The 24986-nt window shown below is 57.4% G+C and carries 18 protein-coding genes; 12 read left to right on the plus strand and 6 right to left on the minus strand.

Features of this window, described 5'->3' with window-relative positions; translation table 11 throughout:
• Positions 1–179: 179 nt before the first annotated feature.
• The 6 genes from prsR to Q1K70_RS04550 form a co-directional block, all read right to left on the minus strand.
• Positions 180–1565, minus strand: coding sequence for a PEP-CTERM-box response regulator transcription factor (gene prsR / locus Q1K70_RS04525; RefSeq protein ID WP_300156293.1), 1386 nt, complete (start codon positions 1563–1565; stop codon positions 180–182).
• Positions 1566–1582: 17 nt separating this feature from the next.
• Positions 1583–3610: an XrtA/PEP-CTERM system histidine kinase PrsK gene (gene prsK, locus Q1K70_RS04530; protein WP_300156294.1), complete on the minus strand. Its 2028-nt coding sequence runs from the start codon at positions 3608–3610 to the stop codon at positions 1583–1585.
• 15 nt (positions 3611–3625) lie between these two features.
• On the minus strand, positions 3626–4261 hold the full coding sequence (locus Q1K70_RS04535; protein ID WP_300156295.1) for an exosortase C-terminal domain/associated protein EpsI: 636 nt from the start codon (positions 4259–4261) through the stop codon (positions 3626–3628).
• Positions 4258–5067 carry an exosortase/archaeosortase family protein gene (locus Q1K70_RS04540; RefSeq protein WP_300156415.1) on the minus strand — a complete coding sequence of 270 codons (810 nt, stop codon included), beginning with the start codon at positions 5065–5067 and terminating at the stop codon, positions 4258–4260. The genes Q1K70_RS04535 and Q1K70_RS04540 overlap by 4 nt, the downstream gene beginning before the upstream one ends.
• A gap of 868 nt (positions 5068–5935) precedes the next feature.
• Positions 5936–6583, minus strand: coding sequence for a response regulator transcription factor (locus Q1K70_RS04545; RefSeq protein WP_300156297.1), 648 nt, complete (start codon positions 6581–6583; stop codon positions 5936–5938).
• A 134-nt stretch (positions 6584–6717) separates the two neighbouring features.
• The gene (locus Q1K70_RS04550) at positions 6718–8010 is read right to left on the minus strand and encodes a PAS domain S-box protein (protein WP_300156299.1); all 1293 of its coding nucleotides are present in this window, start codon (positions 8008–8010) and stop codon (positions 6718–6720) included.
• 1129 nt (positions 8011–9139) lie between these two features.
• On the opposite strand from Q1K70_RS04550, the gene prsT reads away from it, so the two are divergent.
• From prsT to Q1K70_RS04610, 12 genes are all read left to right on the plus strand, one after another.
• On the plus strand, positions 9140–11677 hold the full coding sequence (gene prsT, locus Q1K70_RS04555; protein WP_300156302.1) for an XrtA/PEP-CTERM system TPR-repeat protein PrsT: 2538 nt from the start codon (positions 9140–9142) through the stop codon (positions 11675–11677).
• A 32-nt stretch (positions 11678–11709) separates the two neighbouring features.
• On the plus strand, positions 11710–13083 hold the full coding sequence (locus Q1K70_RS04560; protein WP_300156304.1) for a TIGR03013 family XrtA/PEP-CTERM system glycosyltransferase: 1374 nt from the start codon (positions 11710–11712) through the stop codon (positions 13081–13083).
• A gap of 154 nt (positions 13084–13237) precedes the next feature.
• A complete protein-coding gene (locus Q1K70_RS04565; protein WP_300156306.1) occupies positions 13238–14098 on the plus strand; it encodes a polysaccharide biosynthesis/export family protein in 861 nt (286 codons plus the stop codon).
• A gap of 14 nt (positions 14099–14112) precedes the next feature.
• Positions 14113–15597 carry an XrtA system polysaccharide chain length determinant gene (locus tag Q1K70_RS04570; protein WP_300156308.1) on the plus strand — a complete coding sequence of 495 codons (1485 nt, stop codon included), beginning with the start codon at positions 14113–14115 and terminating at the stop codon, positions 15595–15597.
• A gap of 25 nt (positions 15598–15622) precedes the next feature.
• A complete protein-coding gene (locus Q1K70_RS04575; protein ID WP_300156310.1) occupies positions 15623–16447 on the plus strand; it encodes an XrtA-associated tyrosine autokinase in 825 nt (274 codons plus the stop codon).
• An 18-nt stretch (positions 16448–16465) separates the two neighbouring features.
• A complete protein-coding gene (locus Q1K70_RS04580) occupies positions 16466–17800 on the plus strand; it encodes an XrtA/PEP-CTERM system-associated ATPase (RefSeq protein ID WP_300156312.1) in 1335 nt (444 codons plus the stop codon).
• A 77-nt stretch (positions 17801–17877) separates the two neighbouring features.
• The gene (locus Q1K70_RS04585) at positions 17878–19098 is read left to right on the plus strand and encodes a hypothetical protein (RefSeq protein WP_300156314.1); all 1221 of its coding nucleotides are present in this window, start codon (positions 17878–17880) and stop codon (positions 19096–19098) included.
• A 7-nt stretch (positions 19099–19105) separates the two neighbouring features.
• Entirely contained in the window at positions 19106–20014 is a 909-nt protein-coding gene (locus Q1K70_RS04590; RefSeq protein WP_300156316.1) for an XrtA system polysaccharide deacetylase, read from the plus strand.
• 44 nt (positions 20015–20058) lie between these two features.
• Complete coding sequence (locus tag Q1K70_RS04595; RefSeq protein WP_300156318.1) at positions 20059–21462, plus strand: O-antigen ligase family protein; 1404 nt, start codon at positions 20059–20061, stop codon at positions 21460–21462.
• A 132-nt stretch (positions 21463–21594) separates the two neighbouring features.
• Complete coding sequence (locus Q1K70_RS04600) at positions 21595–22818, plus strand: glycosyltransferase family 4 protein (RefSeq protein ID WP_300156320.1); 1224 nt, start codon at positions 21595–21597, stop codon at positions 22816–22818.
• Positions 22763–23797, plus strand: coding sequence for a nitrous oxide reductase family maturation protein NosD (locus Q1K70_RS04605; protein ID WP_300156322.1), 1035 nt, complete (start codon positions 22763–22765; stop codon positions 23795–23797). The genes Q1K70_RS04600 and Q1K70_RS04605 overlap by 56 nt, the downstream gene beginning before the upstream one ends.
• Positions 23787–24971: a glycosyltransferase family 4 protein gene (locus Q1K70_RS04610; protein ID WP_300156324.1), complete on the plus strand. Its 1185-nt coding sequence runs from the start codon at positions 23787–23789 to the stop codon at positions 24969–24971. Before Q1K70_RS04605 ends, Q1K70_RS04610 begins: the two co-directional genes overlap by 11 nt.
• The last annotated feature ends 15 nt before the right edge of the window (positions 24972–24986 follow it).

The following is a 24986-nucleotide window of genomic DNA, read 5'->3' on the forward strand; positions in this document are numbered from 1 at the left end:
AACCTTCGGCTGCGTTCATGAAGGGCGTACTGTGCAACATCCTTGCATAATGAAGGAAGCTGGAATGCGGGTCTGCCGCGCCGATAGCCCGCGGCCCATGGCCTTGCCCACGCGCTCCAGCGCCTGGGCCTGGACAAGCCTGGCTTCCGAGGAGGCCCATTGGCCGCTATGCCGGGATGTTACCGATTGCTGAAGGCTTTCGGATCGATATCGTGCTTGCGCAAGAGATCGTAAAAGGTTGGCCGACTCACCCCAAGAGACTCCGAGGCCTTGACGATGTTTCCTTCGAAGCGCCGCAGGGCTTGGGCCAGCATCTGCCGCTCCAACTGGGTTCTCGCGTCCCGGAGCGTCTTGTTGGCATTGACGATGCCCGCCGCCGGGAACTCGTCTCCGAATCCGAGGCAGGCAGGAGCGATGTACGGTTGCTCGGTCAGGATCACCGCGCGCCGGACCTTGTTTTCCAGTTCACGAACATTGCCCGGCCAGGGATAATTTCGAATGGCGTCCAAGGCCTGGGGTGAAAACCCCAGGATTTTTTTGGGGAGTTGGCGGCCGTGGATATCCAGGAAGTGATTGGCCAACAACACGACGTCCTCACCCCGGTCGCGCAGCGGCGGCAACTGGATGCTGACCACGCCAATACGATAATATAAATCCTCACGAAATTGCCCGAGGCGCATGGCTTCATGAATGTTTACATTGGTGGCAGCCAGGACGCGAACGTTGATTTCGATGGTCTTGCGTCCGCCGACTCTTTGAATGCTCATGTCTTGCAGGAAGCGAAGCAGTTTCACCTGCAGATTCAAAGGCAATTCTCCGATTTCGTCCAGAAACAGCGTGCCGTTCTCGGCATATTCCACTTTGCCCCGCACCGTGCTGGTCGCCCCGGTGAAGGCCCCGCGCTCGTGGCCGAAAAATTCGGATTCGAGCAGATTTTCAGGAATGGCCCCGCAGTTGATGGATACCAACGCTTGCTCCCGCCGGGAACTTGCCTCGTGGATGGCCTTGGCCACCAGTTCCTTCCCCGTGCCGGACTCGCCGTAAATGAGAACAGGCGCATCCGAGGCCGCCACCTTGTTGATGAAAGCAAATATTTCACCCATGGCTTCACAGCCGCCGACAATGCCGTGGACGGGTTTGGGCCCGCGGGCTTGGTTGCGGCGGGGCGGTGGTGCGGAGCCTTCGATCTCCAGACGATGGAAGGCCCGTCGGATCATGACCCTGAGTTCCCCGATGTCAACGGGTTTGCGGAAGAAGTCGTAAGCGCCGAGTTCGATGGCCTTTCGGGCGTTGGCCTCGCCGTCGAATCCCGTGATGACGATGATTTTCGAGGAAGGCCTTTCCGCGATCATTTTTTCCAAACAGCTCACTCCCTGTGACGCGTCTTCGGAGCGAGGCGGCAACCCCAGGTCAAGAGCAACCACTCCCGGCTTGACCGAGTGGAAGATTTCCATGGCTTCCTTGGCATCCCTGGCGAAATGCAAGACATAGGGGGAGTTGGAAAGCCCCCATTTGAGCTGCTGCCGGATCTCGTTGTTGTCGTCAACAATGAGGATGTGTGCCATGTCTTCGACCCCTGCCGCTAGGAGTGGTGGCTTTCAGGCAACAGGACCGTGAAGGTGGATCCCTGGCCTGGATGGCTTTCCACCACGAGATGCCCACCATGGGCTTCGACAATCTGTTTGCTTTGGTAGAGTCCGATGCCCATTCCATCCTTCTTTGTGGTATTGAAAGGAACAAACAGATGTTTGTTTATGAATTCATCATCCATTCCACATCCGGAATCGCTGATTTTGATATAGGGTTGTCCCTGTCGGCCGACCTCAACCATCACGGGGTATTTCCCCTGACACGCCTCCTGGGCATTATGGAAGAGATTGATAAGGACTTTGGACATTTCAGTGCGATCAATTGTGGCGGGTACGCTGTCGCCATGCACCCGCAGGGTGCCCTGGGGAGCGATTCGCAGGGACTCCTGGGTGAATTCCAAGAGATCCACCGCTTCGCGCCTCAAGGATTCGCTTGGAGGGATTTCCCGTAGCTTGCGGATGAGCGAGGTCATCTTGGCCACGGTGTTGTCCAAGGTTTCGAACAGATCCCGCTGGAATTCCGGTTCCTGGATGTAGGTCTTGGCGTTTTCCACCAGGATGGACAGCGCATGGACGAGATTTTTGAGGTCATGAAGAACAAAGGCCGAAACCTTGCCCAGGGCTTCCATTTCCCGCGCAGCGGCCAAGGCATCGGCCAGATGCATATTGATGATGGCGGAGGCCGCCTGATGGGCCAGAGCCTCCATGAGTTCGAAGTCCTCTTCGTCGTACACCTCTTCGGCGTTGAACGGATGCGCGATGAGAATCAATCCTTCCAGGACCTGTCCACGCGGAAGGGCGATGCAAAAACTGGCCGGGGGCGCGGGAGGGAACGTCGCTGCATGGCGCAGGTCCGCCACGAATTTTGGGGACGTTTGGGGTCGGCACAGAGGATGATTCGACGGAAGCACGGTATCGGCATTGGCCATCGCCCACTGATGGACCGGATCGAAGTCGCCGGTTTTGGCATTTCGCAGGTACAAGGCTGCTTGCCCCATGCCCAGGCTTTCGCAAAATTGGAGGAGGACGGCTTGATAGAGGTCCTGAGCCTGGTGCGTTTCAGCCAGGCGATGGATGAAATTCAGCCATTGCAAGCGGTAATCGTATTTGTCTTTGTAAAAGTGCTTGCTTATGAACAGCTTGATATTGCGCTGTAATGTTTCAGAGAGAAATATTGCGGCGAGGAATATCCCCCCGAAAAGGGATAATCCAGAGATGATCGCTGATTTATTGATAAATCCGAAATGTTGTCCGGCCTGACCTATCAGGCCAATGCTGATGAGATAGATGCCCGCTGCGAAAATGACCAGGGACTTGTATGCCAGGCGGTGAGAAAATATGATTTTTTGTTCTCCGCCTCTGGTCGCCAGTGAATACCCCATGAGAACGACTCCCAAGAGAACGCCGATCCCGCGCGTCGGGCTTTGGGAGAGATCCAGCGCGCTGTAGAGCAGTTCCTGACTGACGACCAGGAATTGGGCGGTGAGAATGGCCATGAGGCCCAGCACGAAAAACTTGATGCGCCAGCGTTTGACATGCGTGGCATTGACCAATGTCGCTTCCAGATTGAACAGGCACCAGAGAACGGCGATAAGAAGGCCCAGATGGTGGTAGAACCCCAATTTCGTCAGGGGAATGATCCAAGGGGTCTGGCGCAGGGGGGGCGAGAACAGGGCTTGCGCGGGCATGGTCAGCGGGATCAGAAGCAAGAGGCCGCAGGAGGAGAGGAAGAGCGCCTTCAACCAGGACATGGAATGGGGCCGGCTGATCCTGGCATAGGCCAGACTGAAACCTGCCAGAGCCCACACGGCCAGTCCCTGGGACGCAAGACTCCAGCGTTCCAAGGTCAGGGGGGCGGCGAGAGAGCCGACGGCTGGCAAGTTCAGGAGTTCGGTGACGATCAATCCCGTCAGGGCGAGAAGCAGGAGCGTATCGGGCCAGGTGAATTGACGCCTAAACAGGACCATCATGCACACAAGCAATCCGAAAATGCTGGAGAGGGCGACAAGAATGGTTTGCATGGCATTCCGCCTTGTCTATGAGGATATGAAGGTGTGAAGGATCGGGTACAGCTGTTTGAGGAATGATTCGGCTGCGAACACAGCTTCGGTCGAATCCTCCTCTATGGGCAGGGATACGCGCACGAAGCAAGCTCCGCGTTGTCCATTTTGGACAGAATTGGCGATTTCAGCCAGTTTGAGTCCGATCTCGGTGGAGAGGGTTCGACCACGGACCATGAACCAATACAAGAACAGTCTCTGCTGATCTTCCTGTCGATACAGCGCCTTCGTCAGATGTATATGGTTCTTGCCAATCTCCATCTCCTGGGTGTGTGAGGAAATTTCCAGCCAGCCGTTCCCCGGCAGACAGTTTTTAGGGGAATGGATCGGTCCTGCCCCTTGTGCCCCGTCGTGGTAGCCAACGTAGAGGTCAATTGTTTTCCCGTCAGGACCTAGATAGTGGCGATAGAGATAGTCGCTTGGACGAAGAACAGACAACAATTCTTGGTTAAAGTATTCAGCATTGGCAGAATGCCAGTCACCAAGCTGTGCAGGAAATTCTGAAAGCGGTCTGGGTAGGGGCTGTATCTTTTCTTTGTGCAGGGTCATGTACCCATATGCGGCCAAGAACAGACTGTAAACGAATACAAATCGGAGCCAGTGAATTCTCACTTGAACCTCCTTAATACCTGATGCAGGCCGGCCAAGGCGGCCAAAGCCAAAACGAAAGTGACTAAGCCGGTGAACTCATGAAAAAAGCCTTCAGCCGCCGCGGCTCCAAATTTACGGGCCAGGACTCCCGTGACGGTGACGCGCAGGACGTTGGCGCCGACAGCGATGGGAAGAGTGGAGGCCACCAGTATGATGCGATGCCGGGGAGACCGGATGAGGATCAAGGCATAGGCTGTCGACAGGGCGAAAAGCGCGGTGAGGGAGCGCAGGCCGCTGCACGCGTCCACGACCTCCAGAGTGATGTTGGGAAACATGATGATGTTTCCTTCACGTACGACCATCATCCCCATGGCTTGGAGGATGCCGACGGAAAGCCAGCTGACGAAGAGCTTCAAAGGGAAGGCGACAGCATTGTACACAATTGCCGGAAGAGGAATCATGTACACAAGAAAGAGCAGCGCTGAGGCCAGCAGAGAGAATACCCTTTTGCCGAACCAATAGAGAACACAACCGCACAGCGCAATCACGAGCGACAATCGCATGGTAAAAAGTTCGAAGGCCAGCCAACCCGCCACAAGCATGATCACCGAGGCAGCGATCAGAAACAGGCCGATCTTGCTGGAGTCGACAGGGCTTGTTGCCAGCTCGGATCGTCGCATCCATACGATATACAAGGAGATCAAAGGAATGAAGAACCCGTGAGAAGCATTGTCGTCAAAATACCAATCTCGGACCATAGACGGTATTATTTGACTATAGCACAGAGCGAGAACAACAATCCCTAGCGCGAGTGGAAGCCATTGCATGCGAATGGCTGGTCCCAGGGTGTAGGATTGTATGGAGGCAGAGTGGGTGTCTGACTGTTTGTGCACTGTGCCACGTGTTATGTGCATGGTCGTTCCTGTATAGTGTTTAAATATTTAATTTGTTTTATTGTATACGACTTGTTTTATCGTGCCATACTTCTATGGGGCTGCTTATGCTGTGTATGAATTGAGAATGTCTTGCATGTCTAACACGTTGATGCATTGTCGAAGATTGTTTCCAGCCTGCACGGATGCTTGGTTTGTGAAAGCTGCTCCTCCATTTGAGTGCGCATTGTTTGCGAAAGCATGGGATAGACGGAATGCGGGGAATGCCCCATTCGACCTGGGGTGATTCACGAGCCGATGGAGTTGTTACCCTCACCGCCCCCAAAAGGATTTTCAGAATCTGGGAAGGGAATGGTTGGCTGGGGAAGTATTAACCTATTGATATTTCAATGGTTACGAAGCCAATTGAGAGGACGTTTTCGCGCCTGGCGAGCGAACGCGCCGTGTCGCGCCCTCTGTGTTGGATAACGACCCTGAGCTCGTTGCTGTGTCGCTGTTTCGCTGTGCGCTGACCCGGGCGGGGCATGGTCTTGATTGGCCCCTGGCAAGCCTTGGCAAAAGAGCATCGTCGGAAGCTTCAATGGCAAATTCGAGACGAATGCCTCTGTGTGGTGTGATTTCGGTCCGGGCTCGAAGCCAAGGTGGTGATCAAGGGCCGGGGTAGGGCTTAGGGCGAGGTACGCACGCATCCGGGACTGGGTAAATGACGCCCGGAGCTTGCTCCCGAATGATCGGGAACAATTCAATCCGGGCCACCGCCCGCAGGAATTGACAGGGCCGGAGTATGTGAAAGGCTAATTGTCTATATGGCGACACCGTGTTTCATGCAATAAACAGCCAATTCGACAGTCGTTTCGCAGTTCAATTTTGTCTTTAAATTTGCCTTGTGTTTTTCAACAGTCCTGTGGCTAATAAATAAGATGGATCCAATCTCCTTGTTCCCTTTGCCCTGCAGCAAAAGGCTAAGAACCTCTCTCTCGCGCCTGGAAAGTCCTTGTGTCGGCGTATCTTGTGCGTTTTTATAGCCCAGGTATCCGCATACGACATTGGCGGATACGTCAGGTGTTAAGTACTTTTTCCCGTTAGCTATCGCCTTGATGGCTGTGGAAAATTCGATGATGGATGCCGACTTGAGGAGATAGCCGTCGGCTCCTGCGGCGAGGGCGCCACGGATCACGGCGGCTTCATCGTGGCCGGTGAATGCGAGCACTTTTATTTTGGAATGTCGGGACTTGATGTCCTCTATGACGCCTATCCCTGTCTCTATGGTAGGCAGGCCCAGATCTATCATGGCGACATCTGGGGAAGTTCGTGTGATAAGCTGGAAGGCCTCCGCCGGGGTTGCCGCAATGCCTACGACTGTGATGGATGGGAGTCCGCTGAGACAAAAGCGAACGCCTTCACGCACGAGTTCGTGGTCGTCGACAAGGATCAAACGGATAGATTTCATGGCAACCTCACTATTTGTCCATGGCCATGTTGGTTCGCAAGAGGGCCCTGATTGGGAAGGGTCGGAGCCCCTCGTGCGGGAGTGTATATTCATTGCCGTATCACTTCATGGCTTATGCATGGTTCCTTGGGTGGTCATGGCCAGTTTCCTTGATTATTCCGGCGTTGTGTTGGGGCTGGAAATTTTACTGTCAATGTTGTTTCATTGATGTTCGAAGCAGTGAAGATAATGTGCCCGCCATGCGCTTTGGCGATTAACCATGCATGGTATGCACCCAGGCTGTTCTTGAAATCTTTTATATTTGTAGATTGTTTTTCAAAAAAAGCGTCTTTTATGGATTGAGGAATTGTTTCTTTGATACATATGTCGACAAATATGTGAGATGTAGTTGATCTGTGCAAGATGGTAACTGCATTATTCGGCGGAGATAGTGCTATGACGTTTTTGATTATATTTTGAAACATATTTTCGACAAGAAATTCGTCGCCGTAAATATTCAAATCGTCACATCTGTGGGTCAGGGCAATATTTTTTTCTGCCAATATGTCTGCAAGCGTCGAGGATATGTTTTGATAAATGTCGATAAATTTAATTTGAGTTGTTTGTGGTATGAAGGTCCCCCGTTCCATTTTTTCAATTTTTTCTTTCGAATCCATCAAGATGGCAATCTGTCTCACGGCGTTATAAAGTCTTGGCAAGTGCCTTACAAGCTGTTCATTCAGGCGTCCTTTGGATATTAAGTGTGTCAGTGCGATCAAGCTTGCAAGGGGCGTTTTGATGTCGTGTCGGATCATGCGCTCGACGTCATCTTTTAACTTCTCTTTCTGCTTCTGCTCGGTGATGTCTCGGCCCACGGCCCGTGTCTCTTCGATTGTTCCGCTTTTGTTGAAGAGAGCTTTGTTTACTGACTGTATCCAACGCACTTCGCCGGATCCGTTGATTGCACGATATTCTGTGACAACAACCGGATTGTCGGGTGTTAGGCTTGCAATTCGGTCGTATACGCTAGGAATGTCTTCCGAAAACACGTTCTGGTGCCAATAGTTACCAATAAAATGCTCCTTGCTCTGGCCAAAAAAGCGGCAAAAAGCATTGTTGACAAAAATACAAATCCCGTTTGACTTGTATATGCTAATGAGTTCGGTTTGATTTTCTACGATAGACTGATAGAATGTGTCTGTCTGCTTGATAGATTCGCTGGCTTGTCTTTTTGGCGCAAGGTGTCGCACGCCAGATGGTTCCATGCCTCCGTATTTTGACTTGCCTTTGAATATCCTGATCGAGCTGATGCAGTTTTTGCGGTAAATTTCCGAGGTGGGCCGTCCCGCTTCGGTTCCCATAAGCATCTTGACGATCAGCGTCTCTGAAAATCGAGATTTCCGCATCGCTTTTTCTCCAGAGCGAGTTTGCCAATGGTAAACGCTCACAGGAGCCGCCTTTACCCTCTTGAATCCATTCGCTGGCCCGGGCGGTTCCGGTGGAGAACGCGGACGGCGTCAACGAACATGTGAAAATCCTCCTGCCGCGCAGTCGACGAGCCCATCGCAGGGGATGGCGTTCCACCGACGGAGAGCCATTCCCACTCGCGGAGGCGAAGTGTGCCTTTGGCCGGAGCACGGCAAAGCGCGGGAGATGTTCGTCGTGATTGTTGGCCGGCTCAACTCCGACTTCCAGAGGACCAGCCACAAATGATTCACCTCCTCGACGAGGCGTTAGGTCAATTGCCGGCCTCTTTCTGCCGGTGCGCGGGTTTGAACACCAGGCGAATGATACGGGAAACCGGTTGTGCAACTCCTTGTGCGACAGGAGATGCCTTTCGCTCGGTTGATTTGGCAGTGTGTCGTGACCTCGGCGATGACTTCGTAATGCGGATGGATAGTGAAACAAACCCGGCAGAAGATCTTCCTGGTGTCTCCCTGCCTGACATGCATATTCGGTACAGTGAAGGAAAAATTCTGGACGGCGCATCGATGGTCGGCCTTGGTTACGTCAATGGCGGCAATAATGGACGGATATCCCGGACCGTAGCTCGTGCGACGGAAAGGGTGAACGAGTTCGTTGAGCGGTTCGGGGATAATAATCTGAGTTTCCATTTTTATAGTCTAATCAAAAGGAGGGAAAACACAATACGAAATAATATTAACAAATCGGTAGGGCAAGGCTATCATCTTCGGTTCCAAGGATTTGCCAGATGCCTTATAATATCCTGATATTTTTTGATAAATAGAGCGCTTTAACAGAGGCGGCCAGTGCCTCGGCTATCCTCTCGGAGCGGGGCAGCGTGCGTTACCCCCGTACGAATTGTCGTCTGGCCAGATTTTATATGTGCAATTCCAGATGCTTCACCGGGCGGATGGGAGCAGTCCCCCAGTCCGAATGGGGCATCATCCCCATTTCTTCCGCTTCATGCCTCCAGTAAAGCCCTATCCTAAAGAATGCCCCCGATACGGACGCCTGCCTGCAAGCAACTCGCGGGCGCGGGGAGGGGGTCGGGCCGTGATGTTGCGCCAACTTGCTACCAAGGATGAGGCGATGCCGAGAACTGTCAGGTGGGTGATGCTTTTCCTGGTCGGTCTGACGTTGTTTATGACCGGCTGCCGGGAGCAAGGCAGAGATCAGGCCCTGGCCGAGGGGAGCCGTCTCGCGGCGGCAGGCAATGCCAAGGGCGCGATGGTCGTCTACAAGGCGCTTCTGGAACGCGACCCCAAGGATAGCCAGGCGCGTTACGAACTGGCCTCGGCTTATCTCGCCCTCGGCAAGTCGAAGCAGGCCGAGAAGGAAGCGCAGCAGCTGGCGGACAGCCCCAATCCCCCCAGCCAGCTTCCGCTCCTGATCGCCAGGATTCGTGTCGCCCTGAACCAGACCGAGGAGGCGTTGAAGGAACTCGCGGGCTACCTGTCCCGGAACCCCGATTCGGCGGAGGCCTGGGAAGTGCTCGGCCATGCCTATTTCCGCGTCGACAATTTGCCCGAGGCCGCCAAAGCTTATCAGCAATCCCTGTCCCTGAACCCGGGACAGATCGAGGCCAGGATCGGGCTTGCCGGGGTTCGGCTCGACCAGGGGCAGCTTTCGCAAGCCCGGGCCGAGTTGGATGTCTTGCTGGCCGCCAATCCCGACAATTACCGTGGATTGCGCCTGCTGGGCCAAGTCGAGGCCATGAGCAATGATTTTGCCGGGGCCATGCAAACCTATGAGCGCATCGTCGCCAAATTTCCCAATGATATCGAGGCACGTTACTACGGAGCCTTTTATCGCTTCGCCAGTCAGGGCGCATTCGAGGGTGTCGAAGGCGTCGCGCGCAAACTGATGACGGATTTTCCCAATCGCCCCGAGGGATTCAAGCTCCAGGGACTCCTGGAGTTGACCCGCGGGGCGTCGGCGCAGGCCGTAAGCAACTTCCAGCAGGCCCTGCGCCTGCGCTCCGACATACAAACCAATTATTACCTGGCCCAGGCGTATGAACGCGACGGCAGACTGGAGATGGCCATCAGCGAGCTGGGAATTGTTCTCGACAACAGCCCCCAGCAAGTCCAGCCCCGACAGTTGCTGGCCAGGCTGCATTTCCGGATGGGGCGGCCCGAGGCCGCCAGGGCAGAATTGGAAAAAATTCTGCAACTCAAGCCTGAGGATGCACAGGCCAAACGCATGCTCGGCGATATTTATCTCCTCAAAGGACAATTCGACAAAAGCCTGGGCTATTACGAAGCCATTCCTGAGGATGCGCCGCAAGCCATCGCCGCGCAGCTGCAGAAAAGCCGCATCCTGGTTTTGCTGGGCCACGTGGATCAGGCCGAAGCGCAATTGCGGCAGGCCCTGGCCAGGAGGCCGGACAGCCTGGAGGGGCGGCTGACCCTTGCCGGCCTGCTCAACAAACGGCAACGCCCTGACGCGGCTGCCGCCGTGCTGGATCAGGAAGGATTAAGCCAGGCAGACGCGGCCCTGGCTCATCTCGCGAAGGCCGGCATCCTTGCCCGGCAAGGCCGAACGGACGAGGCTCTGGGACTGCTGGAAAGAGCCAAGGCATTGGATCCGGCCCTGACGGCGGCCTATTGCCTCTCGGCCGCGATCTCTTTCCAGGTGCACGACACGGCCAAAGCCGTGGAGCAGTATCGGGAGCTCCTCATCCGTTTTCCCGAGGATCCCGTCGCTCATGCCGCCTTGGCCGCCTGTCTCGAGGAGGAGGGCAGTTTCGAGGAGGCCCGCACCCATCTGGAGCAAGCGGCCAAATCCAGGCAGTGCGACATCGTCCTTGACCTGGTCGCCTTTCTCGTCCGCAGGGACAATCTGCAAAGCGCCTTGAAGGTGCTGGGCGATTGCCGTGGGGCGCAGGGGGATCACCTTCCTGCGCTCGTCGCCATGGCCCGTCTCCAGGCCGCCCTTGGCGACGCGGCCGCCAGTCTGGCCACCATCCAAAAAATCGAGGCGATAGATCAGGATACGGCCCTTGCCGAGCGATTCCGTCTGTCCGTGTACCGCAAGGATTGGCAGCGGGCCGCAACCGAAGCGACCAGGCTCATGGAGCGCCATGTGGCTTCGGCCAACGACATGGCCCGCGCCGTGTCGCTGGTCGAGGAAGGGGATTTGTCCGGCGCGCAGCGCATCGTCCGTCAGAGCTTTGCGGCGGAGCCGTCCGTGGCCGGCGCGCGGCTGGGATTGGTGGCGCTGCTGCTGCAAATGGGTCGGACCCAGGAAGCGGCGCGTTATTTTGACGCATCCGCCTCCACGGCCCCGGCGTCTGGCATGGCCACCGCGCCTGGGGGCGAGGCCGGGCAATACGTTGCGCAAGGCGACAGCATGGTTTGGAACCGGCAAAGCATGTGGCGTCGGGACAAGAGCATTCCCATGGTGCTCAACACATTGTCCATGATCTATGCGGATAAGCCGTCGCTCGTCGGGAAAGCGCTGGAATATGCCATGGCGGCGAATGTATTGGAAGGAGATAATCCGATCATTCTCGATACGCTGGGCTATGCTTTGCTCAAAAACGATCGCCAGCCAGACGCGATATTTATTCTTCAAGAAGCTGCTTTTCTGGCTCCGAACAATGAAGACATTTCCCGTCACCTCTCTATGGCGATTGTATATAAGGACTGATTGGGTATGGGCTGACATTCATGAGGTGCACCATGTCAGAATGCTGTTGCCTTAAAGAGTATGAGCATGAGTCTCTTTTGAAATGGTTCGGAGTCTATGTGCTGTTTGCTGTGGTTGTAACATGCGCCGTGCTGGCTGCTATAAATATTGATATTTTTGAAGAGAAATCGTGCTGTGGCAAGGTTTTTTGGTATGTTGTAATTGTGGCAATGCCATATATTTTTGTAAATCTATTGTATTCATTGATGCAATTTAAGATGAAGCTCGCCAACATTTTTCTTAAGGCGGCTCTCTCCTGTGCCATTTCCGTGGCGCTTTTCCGCACGATAGCCGAACTGAGGCCTGTCTCGGCGGATGATGCCGACATCGTTGTGTACGCACTGAGCATGTTCATTGGCATTATGCTGGTGAGGGACATCTCCCGAAATATCCCCATGGCCTTGCCGAATCTTGTCAACCGGGTGCTGCTGGTTGGGAATGACGGTTTTATGGAGAAGGCCAAGGAGCTCGTCGGCCTCTCCAATCAGCGTTTCCAGTTGGCGGGGGCCTTCTCTTTTCCGCGCCGTGACGAATCCTTGCCGGAGCAGAAGTCCGAGGACATCTTTGAAGTCGCCAAAGCGCTCAAGGCCAACAAAGTGGTCATTTCCCTGGTGGAGCGGCGCGGGGTTTTTCCTCTCCAGGAAATGCTCAACTGCAAGCTCAGCGGCATCGAGGTACTGGATGCGCCCAGTTTTTTCGAACGCATCACCGGCAAGCTCCTCATCGAAGACATCAATCCCAGTTGGTTCATCTTCTGTCACGGTTTCAACATCACCCCGGGGTTGCTCCTGGTCAAACGCTTCCTGGACGTTTGCTGTTCCCTGGTCGGACTTGCGCTGTTGGCGCCGTTCGCCCCGCTTTTGATGCTGGCCATCAAGCTCGATTCCCCGGGGCCCATCCTGTTTCGGCAAACGCGGGTGGGGCGGGGCGACAAACCCTTCGTGCTCTACAAGCTGCGCACCATGCGTCAGGACGCCGAACACGGCACCGGGGCCGTCTGGGCTGCCACGGCCGACCCCAGGGTGACGCGGCTCGGACGGTTCCTGCGGGCAAGCCGCATCGACGAGGTTCCCCAGCTCATCAACGTCCTGCAAGGCAAAATGAGCTTGGTGGGCCCGCGGCCGGAACGCCCCGAGTTCATCGACAAGCTCAAGAAGATCATTCCCTACTACTCCGAACGGCATTTCGTGAAACCGGGGGTGACCGGTTGGGCCCAGGTCCGTTACCCCTACGGAGCCTCCGTTGAGGATGCCCTGGAAAAACTCCGTTACGATTTATACTATATCAAAAATATTTCCATCTTGTTTGACTTGCGCATTATCTTGAAAACAATAGGCGTTGTCTTGTTGTGCAAGGGGTCGAGATGAACATGTCGAGGTTTTGGCAGTGATGTTTGAAGTGTGGTGCAGCCATTATTATAAGTGAAATAGTTGTCTATGTGTGCTTATGCGAAGATTTATTGTGCAATATGGACCTGTCGTGTTGGAAACGTTTGAGAATTCATTGAAGTGGAGAAGCACTATGCTGCGCAAGATCTGTTCTGGCGTCATGGGGCCTTGGTGTTCCGCGGATAAAAACCAGTTCATGGCGATGGTTCTTTTTACGTTCCTCACCCTTGTGCCTTTCGCGGCCCAGGCCAAGGATTACACGTTCACCGCCGGTGACAAAATCCATATCAGTGTGGCCGGCGAGCCTGAATTTTCGGGCGATGCAACGGTACGCCCCGATGGGAAGCTCGCCGTTCCCAACGGCGGGGAGGTCCAGGCCGTGGGCATGACCGCGGCGCAACTGCAAGCCGAGGTCACCGACAGGGTCAAGGAATACATCCTCAAGCCGACGGTCAACATCTCGGTGGTCGGTTCCGGCAACAACAAGGTCTTCGTGACGGGCGGGGGCGTGAAGCCTGCGGTGGTCGACATCACGCAGCATGCCACGCTGCTCAATCTGCTGACCAGCCTCGGGGACATCAGCGGCGCGGATTTGCGAACCGCCAGCGTGGTGCGCGATGGTCGGGACATCAAAAAGGATTTCCATGACCTCATCGTGGGCAGTGATGTTTCCCAGGATATCCCGCTTATGGCCGGGGACACGATCCTGCTGCCGCCCACCGCTTCCAACCGGGGCGTGTACGTGGTCGGCGCGGTCAACGTCCCCAAGCTCGTGGTCTACCGTGAAGGCATGACCTTGCTCGAAGCCATTCTGGACGCCGGAGGGTTTTCCAAGTTCGCCAGCCCCAACGACACCAGGATTATTCGGACAACGGAAGGAAACGGGCAAATCATAAAGGTCCAGGCTAAAAAACTGATTCGTGACGGCGATTTGACGCAAAACGTAGTCCTGCGCGGCGGGGACCTCGTTATCGTGGACGAAAGTTTCTTCTAGCACACGGGGGGGGTATGTTTGCTGTTATAAAAGAATACCAGCATTACAAGCGGCTTATTTATCTCAAGAAGGGGATATTCTTACTGGTGGCGCTCCTGGCCATGACGACCGCCATTGCGGTAAGCTATCTCATTCCGAAAAAATACGAGGCGAAAACGACTATCTTTATACAACAAAACGTCTTGACTGATCTGGTGAAGGGCCTGGCTGTTTCGCCGTCCGTGCAGAACAAGATACAGACTTTGGCCGTGCGCCTGACCAGCCGAAACCTTCTTTTGCAGGTCATCAAGGACTTGGATCAGGATATGCTGCTGCCGACCAGAAACGACCAGGAAGCGTACATCAAGGACCTGCAAAACCGCATCATGGTCAATCTCAATGAAAAGCAAGGCGTGGTCATCATCAGTTTCTGGGACAGGTCCTCGTACTTCGCCAAGAATTTTATCAATACTTTGGCGTCACTGTACATCGAGCAAAATACTTCCATCAAACGCGAGGAATCAACGGAAGCCACAAAATTTCTGGCCGAACAAATCGAGGTATACAAGAAACGTTTGGCGGAAGCCGACGTCGTCATCAATAATTTCAAGAGCGAAAACACCATTATCTTGACCAGCGACGAGGCCTATCTCCGTACCGACATCAGGGAGGCGGAGCAGAAGATCGTGGAGCTCAAAGCCCGCCAAACCCAGATTGAGGCCAAACAAAACCTGGCGCTCAACGCCAAGGCCCCGGTCTACCGATCCAACGTCAGCCAGAGGCAGGCCGAATTGAACCGGTTGCTGCACATCTATACCGAAAAGCATCCCAAGGTCATTCGGGCCAGGGCGGCTTTGCTGGTAAACCGCAGCAGTTCCGCGGGCAATGGAGCCGGGGCAGGCGCCCGGGATGGCGCACCCCCTTCGCGGCTTTTGCAGGCCGAGATCGACACCGTCAAATCCATGCTGGAGCGCCAAAACAAGATCATCGAGGGCAATATGGCCCTGCTTCGGGAACGGCCCCGCGTCATGGCCGCCCTCGATGACCTGATCGCCAAAAAGAATCAGGATGCCGCCCTCTACGGCCAGTTGGTGACCCGATACGGGCAATCTGAAATCTCGAAGGATATGGAGCTGAAAGACAAGTCTACCGTTTTTCGCATCATCGATCCGGCCGTGGCTCCCGAGGTTCCGGTCAGCCCCAACAGGCCGGTCATCATTCTCATCGGAATTCTCCTGGGATTGGTCGCTGGAGTGGCCGCCGTGATATTGTCCGAGCGCTACGACCATTCGATCCGGTCCCTTCAGGAGCTCAGAACCTTGGGACTGCCTGTCTTTGCCGTGATTCCCCTCATGACCACCGCGGTGGAGGCCAAGCAGCAGGCCAAGCGCAACAGGCTCGTCCTGGCCATGGCTGGCGGTTATTTCGTCCTCGTTCTGGGCGTGTTGGCGGTGGAGAGTCTCAAGGCCATGGGCGTGACAGGCACTTGGCTGCAGAAAATCGGTCTCTATTCCCTTTAGCAACCGAAAAAGGCGAACGTGCACCATGAGCAGAATCGAAGACGCCCTGAGCAAAGCCACCCAACGGCAATCCGGAATTTCCCCGCCCGCGGCATGGTCCTCATTCAGACACGAAAACACGACCTTGCCGCCTCCGACGCCGGTCGAACCAGGCCGTCTTTCGGAGGAAAAACTGGTGGTGCTCAAAAATCCCGCCTCCCTGGAAGCGGAGGAGTTCCGGAAGTTGAAGGAATCCCTGGTCAAGGCGATCACGTCGCCGGGAACCTTCAATAACATCGTCTTGATCACCAGCGCCCACCACGGCGAGGGCAAGTCGCTCATCACTGCCAATTTGGCCATCAGCCTGGCCCAGGAATACGACCATACCGTGATGGTCGTGGACGCCGACCTGCGCCTGCCGTCCTGCCATCGATACCTGGACGTCAAACCCGAGAAGGGGCTGGCGGACTGCCTGGCCGAAGGGCTGGACGTGGGCAGCGCGTTGGTCAAGACCGGCATCCCCAAACTGGTGCTGCTGCCCGCGGGGAAAAAGACCGTCAAAAATCCCCTGGAGTTGCTTTCCTCCAATTCGATGCGCCGGCTCATGACGGAAATGAAGCAGCGTTACCCCGACCGGATCCTGCTCGTCGACACGCCGCCTGTACTTCTTTTTGCCGAAACGCGCGCATTGTCGGATCTGGCCGATAGCGTGGTCCTGGTGGTCAGGGAAGGGGAATGTTCCCTTGAGGAGGTCCGGGAATGCATGACGTTGCTCAACAATAAGGTTTTGGGATTGGTCTACAACGCCACGAGTTACGCGCCGACGGCCGCATCTTACGCGGATTACGATTACTCCTCATGCCTGGAATGAGGATAATAGGGGCAGCAATTGTACAAGAGTTTCTTTAATTTCCGGCGAAAGCCTTTCGAGCTGTTGCCGAACCCTGACTTTCTTTACCCAAGCCGGTCCCACAAAAAGGTGCTGTCCTACCTTGACTACGGCATTCGGGAACATTCGGGGTTCATCCTGCTCACCGGCGAGGTCGGTACCGGCAAGACGACGCTTATCCGGGAGTTGATCAAGAAACATCTGCGCAATGTGCTTTTGGCCCGCGTCTTCCATACCAAGGTGGAGTCGCAACAGCTTCTGGCCATGATCAACGCGGATTTTGGCCTGGACATCGGCGATAAGGACAAGCCCGCCTTGTTGCGCGACCTGCAGGAGTTTCTCATCGAGCAGTATGCCAAACGCTGTCCGGTGGTGCTGATTATCGATGAGGCCCAGAACCTCTCGAAGAGTGTTCTGGAAGAAGTCCGGATGCTTTCCAATCTGGAAACAGAGAACAGCAAGCTGTTGCACATCATCCTGGTCGGGCAGCCAGAGCTGCGGCGGGTGCTGTCGGATCCGGACCTGCTGCAACTGCGCCAGCGCATACAGATCATCTGCAACATCGAGCCTCTGGCCGAGGGGGAGATCGAGCATTATATCCGCTACCGTCTGGAGGCCGCGGGAAATCGGGACGCCCTCCGGATCGCCGCGGAATGCTTTCCCATCATCCACTCCTACACTCGGGGAATTCCACGGCTCATCAATATATTGTGCGATTATGTCCTGCTTGACGCCTTCGCCAACGAGACCCACGAGGTCGGGCCGGGCATGATCCATGAAATCGCCCAGGACCTGAATTTCAACGAGCAGTATTGGCAAAGCACCGCCCGAGGCGTCCCCGAAGAGCAGGACAAGGGAGATGGCGCCGTGGACGCACGGTTCAATCAACTCTCCCGGCAGGGGATATTGCTGAAAATCGATCGCCGATTGCAACGCCTCGAGTCGCGCCAGGTCAGCCAGCTTCAGACCCTCAATGGGGAACTGCGCCGGATTTTCGAAACCCTGAACCAGCGGGTGGATGCCATTTGCCAATGCATGGCGGGAGGGGGCAACGGTTCGGCCAGTGCAGTATCGAACAGAGCGACGGATTCGAGGCTTGCCTTTCCCAATCCCGGAAGAGAGAAAATGGCGTCCCTGCCTGTCGATTCAAAAATAATGCAAGCGCCGCCGCAGCCTCTCGTAACGGACTCGGAAAAAAGGGCATTGCTGACATGCGATCCAAATGTAATTGATTTAACAGAGGAAGTCCTGGAGGATGGTTCCATTTCTTCCGTTTTGGAGCACAAAGAAAAAAGCAGATCATGGTTTAAAAGATTGCTGTTAGGAAATCCATGAAACTTGATAATACCGAGGATGCAGTTTATAAACCCGCTGCAAGTTGAGTGATTACCTTAACCGGCAGGTACGGGCCCATGCAAAAATACTGTTTCCTCATCGGCTTAGTCGTTTTTATCTTTGGGGCATCGCCTTCTGCGCGGGCCGAGCTGAATTATAAGGGTACCATTGCCGTGGGCCAGGAATATAACGACAACGTCAATGAGACATCGCATCCAAGGTCGGACTTTGTCTCGCTGCTCAGTCCGGCCATTCAGGCGGAATATTCCGCCAGTCGGTTCCTGGCTTCCGTTGACTACCAAGGTGAACTTCGCATCTATGACAATGGGCAGCGGCAGAATGAAATGATCAACAATCTTGAGGCTAAACTGAATCTGCAACTCATAAAGGATCTGTTGGCCGTCGAGGCCACGGACAGCAATCACATGGTCTTCACCAATGCTGCCCAAGGCCAGACCAGGGCGGCCGACTCCACAGCCGATCAGACCAATCAGAATATTTCCACGTTCGCCGCTATATTGACCCCCCGCATTACGGACCGCACCCAGGCGAGGCTTGGCGTCATGGCAAAGGAAGATCTCTATTCCGGGGGCAGCGACACGGTGAACAAAAACATCAATGCGGCGTTCGCGGATCTTCTGCACGAGATGACAGACCGGTTGGAGGTCGGGGTCAGCGTGCGGGGCGAACGGCAGTTCACGGAACAGCGCAATCTCAACCGCTATATCGCTTCTGTGGTCGGAAGATATACGTACAAGCAGGATTGCTTTGTTTACGGCCGCATTGGCGCCGTGGAGACAATCCCTGACGACGCTTCGGTCAACCTTATGCCCACCTGGTCAGCCGGCCTGACCCACTCCTTTGGGAGGACAGCCGTCATTCTGGAAAGTCAGGGCGATTACGTGGACAATCCCACCTCGGTCTACGATTCGTTCCGGGCTCTGTATACGGCCACAGTCACCCATGCGTTCGACCGGGCCAAGGTTACGGCCAATGCGGGCTATTCCGACTTTTCCGGGCCTGATACGCAGCATTCCAATGACTTCACCCTGTCGGCTCAACTTGAATACGAACTCACCGCGCGTTTGGCGGCCCTCGTTTCCGCAAGCCGTGTGGACACGATCACGAGCAACAACAGCGTCCAGAGGGTCTATGGCACGGCCGAAGTGCGCTACGAGTTGCCGAAGGAATTCGAACTCAAGGGCTATTACCGGCTTAAGCTGAACGATTCCTATAATTCCGATAGCTCGACCTATCACGTCAATATCGTGGGCCTAGCCCTCACAAAAAGATTCTGAGGCGAGCATGTCTGATCCTCCCAGCAATGCCCTGACGGTTGATGTGGAGGATTATTATCATGTCAGCGCCTTCGAATCCGTCATCGCGCCCGGGACCTGGGACGGACTCGAATCCCGGGTCGAAGCCAACACCCGGCGCGCGCTGGATTTGCTGGCTGCGTATAAGCTTGCCGCAACCTTTTTCGTGCTCGGCTGGGTGGCCAAGCGCCACCCCGATCTGGTGCGGGCCGTCCAGGCCGCCGGCCATGAGATCGCCTGCCACGGTTTTCAACACCGACGCATCCTCTTCCAAACGCCAGAAGCCTTCCGCCGGGACGTTGCGTCGGCCAAGGCCCTGCTGGAGGATATCACCGGCCAGCCGATCCGGGGATACCGCGCCCCGAGCTACTCCATCACGCCGGCGACCGCATGGGCCCTGGATATCCTGATAGAGGAGGGGTTCGCGTATGATTCCAGCGTGTTCCCTGTCGTGCACGACCTGTACGGGTTTCCCGGAGCCCCGCCGTATCCCCACTGCATAGCGCGCCCTTGCGGCAAGATCCTCGAGTTTCCTCCGACGACGTTGCGCCTGAACTTCCTGGTCCGTTCCCTGGCCCTGCCCATCGCGGGGGGAGGATATCTCCGGCTTTTCCCCGGTTGGTTCACCCGATGGGGGCTCGCCCGGTTGGCTCGCGACGAAGGCCGGCCGTGCGCCGTGTATTTCCATCCCTGGGAAATCGATCCTGGTCAGCCCCGTATAAAGGCCGGCTGGAAGTCCCGGTTCCGGCACTACTACAACCTGGAGAAGATGGAACGTCGCTTACGCGACTTGTTTGAAAACATGGCGTTCGCACCGATGGGCATGGTCTTGGCGGCGTTGGAGCCGCTCCCTGTCTTTTCCCTGGAACGCCCGCTTCCCGCAAGCCGCCTTTCCTAAACATCCCACCCGCTCGCCAAACCACGAGCCAGCAGGATCGCATCATGGGCATCAATTCCCTTTTGGGGCTTTTCGGATCGATGACATTTAGCCAGCCGTGGGTGATGACCGTATTTTTCTTGCTCTTTTACATCGCCCTGGGGTGTCTGGCCATTGTGCGTCCGGTCGCCGCCATGGTCATGTATTTCGGCACTTCCATCATGAACCCCCAGGCGAGCTATCCCATCTTCATGGGCATTCCCCTGGCCAAGATCACGGCCGGGATGGGGCTGGCCGTTTGCCTGCTCAACGTGCGCAGGCTCAACTTCCGTTTCCCGCTGACCATGATGACCATGGCCGCCTTTTTGGTCATGGCCTGTGTGAGCGCCCTGGCGGCCGTGCAGCCGGAGTTGGCGGAAAAGCGCCTTGATGAATTCCTCAAGGTGGGGCTGCTGACGATGCTGACGGTCTGGGCCATGGCGGATCGAAAGGACTACAGCTTCTTTTTCTGGGGAATAGTGGCCTGCTTGTCCTACGATATCCTCAAAAGCCTTGTGGAAACCCAAACGCGACAGGCCTGGGTCGGCATCCAGGGCGTCGCCGGCTGGATCAATGACTCCAACGACTGGGCCTTGGCCTTGGCCATGGGGCTGCCGCTGTTCTACGTCGCGCTGGCCCTTCACTGGCACCGGGGGTGGAAGGCGCGCATCCTCTTCGGGCTGGCGGCAATCGGCGGGCTTTTGACCCTGACCCTCACCTATTCGCGGGGGGGCTTCCTGGCTGCCGCCATGTCCGGACTGGTTTTTTTGCTCCTTGACCGCAAGCCGTGGCGGGCCGTCTGGGTCGGCTGCTTGATGGTGCTCGTGGTCTCTTTTTATATGCCCGGCTCTTATGTGGACAGGGTGGAGAGCATTTTCGGGCTCGGACAACAGGCCGAGTCGGCCTGGGAGAGGCCGTCGGACGATCCCGAGGAATACAACGGTACGGAAAGGGTGTATTACTGGAGGATTGCTTATGAGGTCATGCGGGAGAATCCTCTCAAAGGGGTGGGATGGGGTAATTTTGTGAAGGAATACGAACGACGCCTCAACACGACGGAAGGATTTGTGGCTCACAGCACCTGGTTTCAAGTGGGGGCCGAAGCTGGAGAGATAACGCTTTTCCTCTATGCCATGATGATCGTGTTGACGCTTGTCGCGACGTTTCGGGCCTATCTGCGGGCCAGGCGGGCCGGGGATGCCTGGGCGCAATTGCATTGCCGCGGAGTCATCGCAGGGATAATCGCTTTCTGCGTCGGCGGCTCCTTCCTGAGTCGGGAAAATTCCGAGCTTCTTTTCGTCTACATCGCCATGGCGGCCGTGCTGTCCGGCCTTGTTCCGCGCGCGCTGCCCTCGCCGGCAAGCAGGGCCGCCGACTTGACGGCAGGGGCGGCTGTCCGTGGCGTGACTGGCGCGGTGCGCCAAGCCTAGTTTCCCGTCGATACAGGGATATTTTATAAAGATGCAACCCGAAGGGCTGGCAGGCGGGTAGAGGACATTCCCCGGCCGGCGTTTCCGGTCCTGGGCGGTCCATGGCTGCAGCCTGGCCAGGGGGCCACTCCCATGCAGGTTCTGGTTTACACGTCGCTGTATCCCAATGCGGCGAACGCCGTTCACGGCATATTCGTCGCCCGACTGGTGCTCGCCCTGACCCGGCTGGTCCAGGTGCGGCTGGTGGTCCCGGAAAACGGCTACCACTGGCTGGCGTCCGTTCCCCGCCGCTGCGGCCAGCCCCAGGAGGGGATCGTCGAGACGGATCGCTGTCGTTTCTGGACCATCCCCAGGCTGCTCAAATCCCTGGACAGCCGTTTCATGGCCTGGTGGAGCGGCAAATGCTTCCGCCGGGCCCTGGCGTTCGAGCCCGACCTCATCCACGCCCACTACGCCTATCCGGACGGCGCCGCGGCAGCCAGCCTGGCCGCCCGGTCCGGGCTTCCCTTGGTGGTCACCTGCCACGGTTCGGACATCAATGTCCTGGCCCGGCATCCGGCGCGAAGGCGCATCATCGCAAAGACCCTGCGTCAGGCTGCGGCCGTGGTGGCGGTCTCGCAGGACTTGGCCGGAAAAATCGCCCGCCTCGGCGTAGACCCCGGACGCATCCTCCATATTCCCAATGGGGTGGATTGCGACAGGTTCCCCTTGGCGGACAAGGGGCAAGCGCGTCGGGACCTGCACCTGGAAGCAGGGGTTCCCCTGGTCGCAGCCGCGGGACGCCTGGAGCCGGTCAAGGGATACGACCGCCTGTTGCGCGCCCTGGTCCTGCTCCCGGACGTGCATCTTGCGCTGGTCGGAGACGGCAGCCAGGGGCCGGCCCTCCAGCGCCTGGCCCGGGAGCTTGGCCTTGCCCGGCGCGTGCGCTTTGCCGGCCGGGTGTCCCACGACGCGCTGGCTGCCTATTACCAGGCCGCCGATGCGCTGGCCATTTCCAGCCACAGCGAAGGCTGGCCCACGGTGATCCATGAGGCCCTGGCCTGCGGGACGCCCGTGGTGGCCCCGGCCTTGGGCGGCATTGCCGAGGCCCTGGCCGATCCCCGCGCCGGGGTGCTGCTTGACTCGGCCGAGCCCGAGCCGCTGGCCGCGGGCATCCGGCGCGTCCTGGCCTTAACCGTTGATCCTTGCGCACTGCGCCAAATCGCGGCCGCGCACGATTGGTCGCGCATCGCCGCGCGGTATGCGGCGCTTTATGCGTGCGTGTTGCGGCACACCCCGAACTTCCCGCAGGAGGTCTCCCATGAGTTTCTTCCGAAAAATGCTGCTCGCGGCCCTGCTGCCGCTTCTGCTCCTTGAAGCGTCTTCCGTCCTTGCCGGCCAGGAAGTCCAGGTGCGGCCAGGCGACGATCCGGACACGCTCAGCAATCGGCTCCGTTCCCTGGCCCCCGGAAGCGTCGTGCGGCTCATGCCGGGGACATACGGCAAAAGCCTGCGCATATCCGAGCTTCGGGGCACGCCCCAAGCCCCCATCCGCATTGCCGCCGCACCGGGCGCCTCCTTGGAGGGGCGGGGAGATCAGGGAGCCAAAAGCTTTGCTCACGGTTCCGGCATCCTGTTGGAAAAATCCAGCCACGTGGTCATCGAGGGCCTGACCATCTCCGGGTTCCAACGCGGCGTCACCGTGGGGAACTGCCAGTCGGTGACCCTTAAGGGCAACACCATCCGCGACGTGGACAGTTACGGGATCATGTCCTACCGCAGCGACGGCACGGCCATCGTCGAGAACCGCATCGAGCGCTGCCATTCCGAGCACGGCATCTATGTCAGCGACGTGGCGGCGAACATCGTGATCGCCAAAAACATCATCCGCGACACCCACGTCAACGGCATCCACATCAACGGCGCGGTGGCCGGGCCGGTCATCACCGACAACCAGCTCGAACGCACCGGCTCCTTCCCCACCAAGGAAGGCGGCGCCGGCCTCACCCTCGTCGGCGGGACCACGGCGCCGATGGTCGCGCGCAACCACTTCAAGAACATCTACGGCCAGGGCATCACCCTCGACGCCCCCAATGCCGTGATCGAGGCCAACACCTTCGAGTCATGCGCCTGGAGCGGCGTCCTCGGCCTGGCCCATGGCACGGGCCTGCGCTTGTCGGGCAACGATTTCCGCAACGCCGCCGTGATCCCGCTCCAGTTCAGTCCGGCCGTCATCGCCTCGATGACCGCCGCCGGCGACCGTTATTCCAGCACCTTTCCCGTGTGCGAATCCCCCGACAACAAGCGGACCTATTCCCTCAAGGAATGGCAGGCGTTGGGCAAAGATGTCCAGTGAACCGCAACGGCCCGTCGTGGTCTATCACCACCGCACCCAAGGCGTGGACGCCCAGGGCATCCACGTCCACGAGATGTGCCGGGCGTTCGAAACGCTGGGCTACACGGTGGCCAAGGTGGCGCTGCACGCCCGGGAACAGGTGGGGCGGGATTCCCGTCCGGGCCTGGTCAGCCGTCTTGTCGCCCGCCTGCCGCCCGCGGCCTACGAGTTGCTGGAACTGGGGTACAACCTCGTCGGCGTGCCCCGGCTCTACCGGGCCGTCCGACGGCATCGCCCCGCGTTCGTTTACGAGCGGTACTCGCTCTACAACCTGAGCGGAATCGTGGTGTCCAAACTGACGGGCGTCCCCCTGGTCCTCGAGGTGAACTCCCCCCTGGCCAGGGAAAAGGCGCTGCACGGAGGTTTGGCCTTCCGACGCCTGGCCCAGGCGATGGAGACGTATATCGTCAACCACGCCACCCGGACCATCGCCGTCACCGGCGTGCTGCGGGGCATGCTGGTGGAGAGGGGGGCCGAGGCGGCCCGGATCGCGGTCATGCACAACGGGGTCAATCCCGGCGACTTCGACGACCCGGCAAAGCCCGCAGGCCAGGCCGCATTCCCCGTCAGGCTGGGGTTTGTCGGCTGGTTCCGGCCGTGGCACGGGCTGCTGGAAATGGTCGCCGCCCTCCATGAACACGGTCTGTTCCGGGAGGGGGTCGCTTTGCTGCTGGTCGGGGACGGGCCGATCAGGCCGGATCTGGAACGGATGATTCGCCGATGCCGCCTTGAGGACCGCGTGACCATCACCGGACCCACGGACCGCCGGGTCCTGCCCGGCCTTCTGGAGGGGGTGGATATCGCGATTCAGCCGGCGGCTACGGCATACGCCTCTCCCATGAAGCTTTTCGAGTATCTGGCTGCGGGCAAGGCCGTGGTGGCCCCGGATCAGGACAACATTCGCGAGGTGGTGCGCCACGGAAAAGATGCCCTGCTTTTCGCTCCCGGCGATTGGGACGACTTCGCCGGACAGGTCCGCTCCCTCGTGCGCGATCCGGCCTTACGCCAGCGATTGGGCCAGGCCGCCCGCCGGTCCATGGTCGAAAACCGGCGGACGTGGACGGACAACGCGGCCCGGGTCGTGGCTTTGCTCGGCAAGCCGTTCCCGAGCCGCGGGCGGCCACCCCGACCATAAGGGGCAAAGACGCAG

The organism is Solidesulfovibrio sp. (genome assembly GCF_029978005.1).
In the GTDB taxonomy this organism is placed as follows: domain Bacteria; phylum Desulfobacterota; class Desulfovibrionia; order Desulfovibrionales; family Desulfovibrionaceae; genus Solidesulfovibrio.

Bases quoted from the DNA above. Each gene is read 5' to 3' on its own strand.
- prsT (WP_300156302.1), top strand. From the start codon at position 9,140: ATGCTTTTCCTGGTCGGTCTGACGTTGTTTATGACCGGCTGCCGGGAG.
- Q1K70_RS04590 (WP_300156316.1), top strand. From the start codon at position 19,106: ATGTCTGATCCTCCCAGCAATGCCCTGACGGTTGATGTGGAGGATTAT.
- Q1K70_RS04585 (WP_300156314.1), top strand. From the start codon at position 17,878: ATGCAAAAATACTGTTTCCTCATCGGCTTAGTCGTTTTTATCTTTGGG.
- Q1K70_RS04595 (WP_300156318.1), top strand. From the start codon at position 20,059: ATGGGCATCAATTCCCTTTTGGGGCTTTTCGGATCGATGACATTTAGC.
- prsR (WP_300156293.1), bottom strand. From the start codon at position 1,565: ATGGCACACATCCTCATTGTTGACGACAACAACGAGATCCGGCAGCAG.
- Q1K70_RS04605 (WP_300156322.1), top strand. From the start codon at position 22,763: ATGAGTTTCTTCCGAAAAATGCTGCTCGCGGCCCTGCTGCCGCTTCTG.
- Q1K70_RS04540 (WP_300156415.1), bottom strand. From the start codon at position 5,067: ATGCAATGGCTTCCACTCGCGCTAGGGATTGTTGTTCTCGCTCTGTGC.
- Q1K70_RS04600 (WP_300156320.1), top strand. From the start codon at position 21,595: ATGCAGGTTCTGGTTTACACGTCGCTGTATCCCAATGCGGCGAACGCC.
- Q1K70_RS04545 (WP_300156297.1), bottom strand. From the start codon at position 6,583: ATGAAATCTATCCGTTTGATCCTTGTCGACGACCACGAACTCGTGCGT.
- Q1K70_RS04560 (WP_300156304.1), top strand. From the start codon at position 11,710: ATGTCAGAATGCTGTTGCCTTAAAGAGTATGAGCATGAGTCTCTTTTG.
- Q1K70_RS04565 (WP_300156306.1), top strand. From the start codon at position 13,238: ATGCTGCGCAAGATCTGTTCTGGCGTCATGGGGCCTTGGTGTTCCGCG.
- prsK (WP_300156294.1), bottom strand. From the start codon at position 3,610: ATGCAAACCATTCTTGTCGCCCTCTCCAGCATTTTCGGATTGCTTGTG.
- Q1K70_RS04570 (WP_300156308.1), top strand. From the start codon at position 14,113: ATGTTTGCTGTTATAAAAGAATACCAGCATTACAAGCGGCTTATTTAT.
- Q1K70_RS04575 (WP_300156310.1), top strand. From the start codon at position 15,623: ATGAGCAGAATCGAAGACGCCCTGAGCAAAGCCACCCAACGGCAATCC.
- Q1K70_RS04610 (WP_300156324.1), top strand. From the start codon at position 23,787: ATGTCCAGTGAACCGCAACGGCCCGTCGTGGTCTATCACCACCGCACC.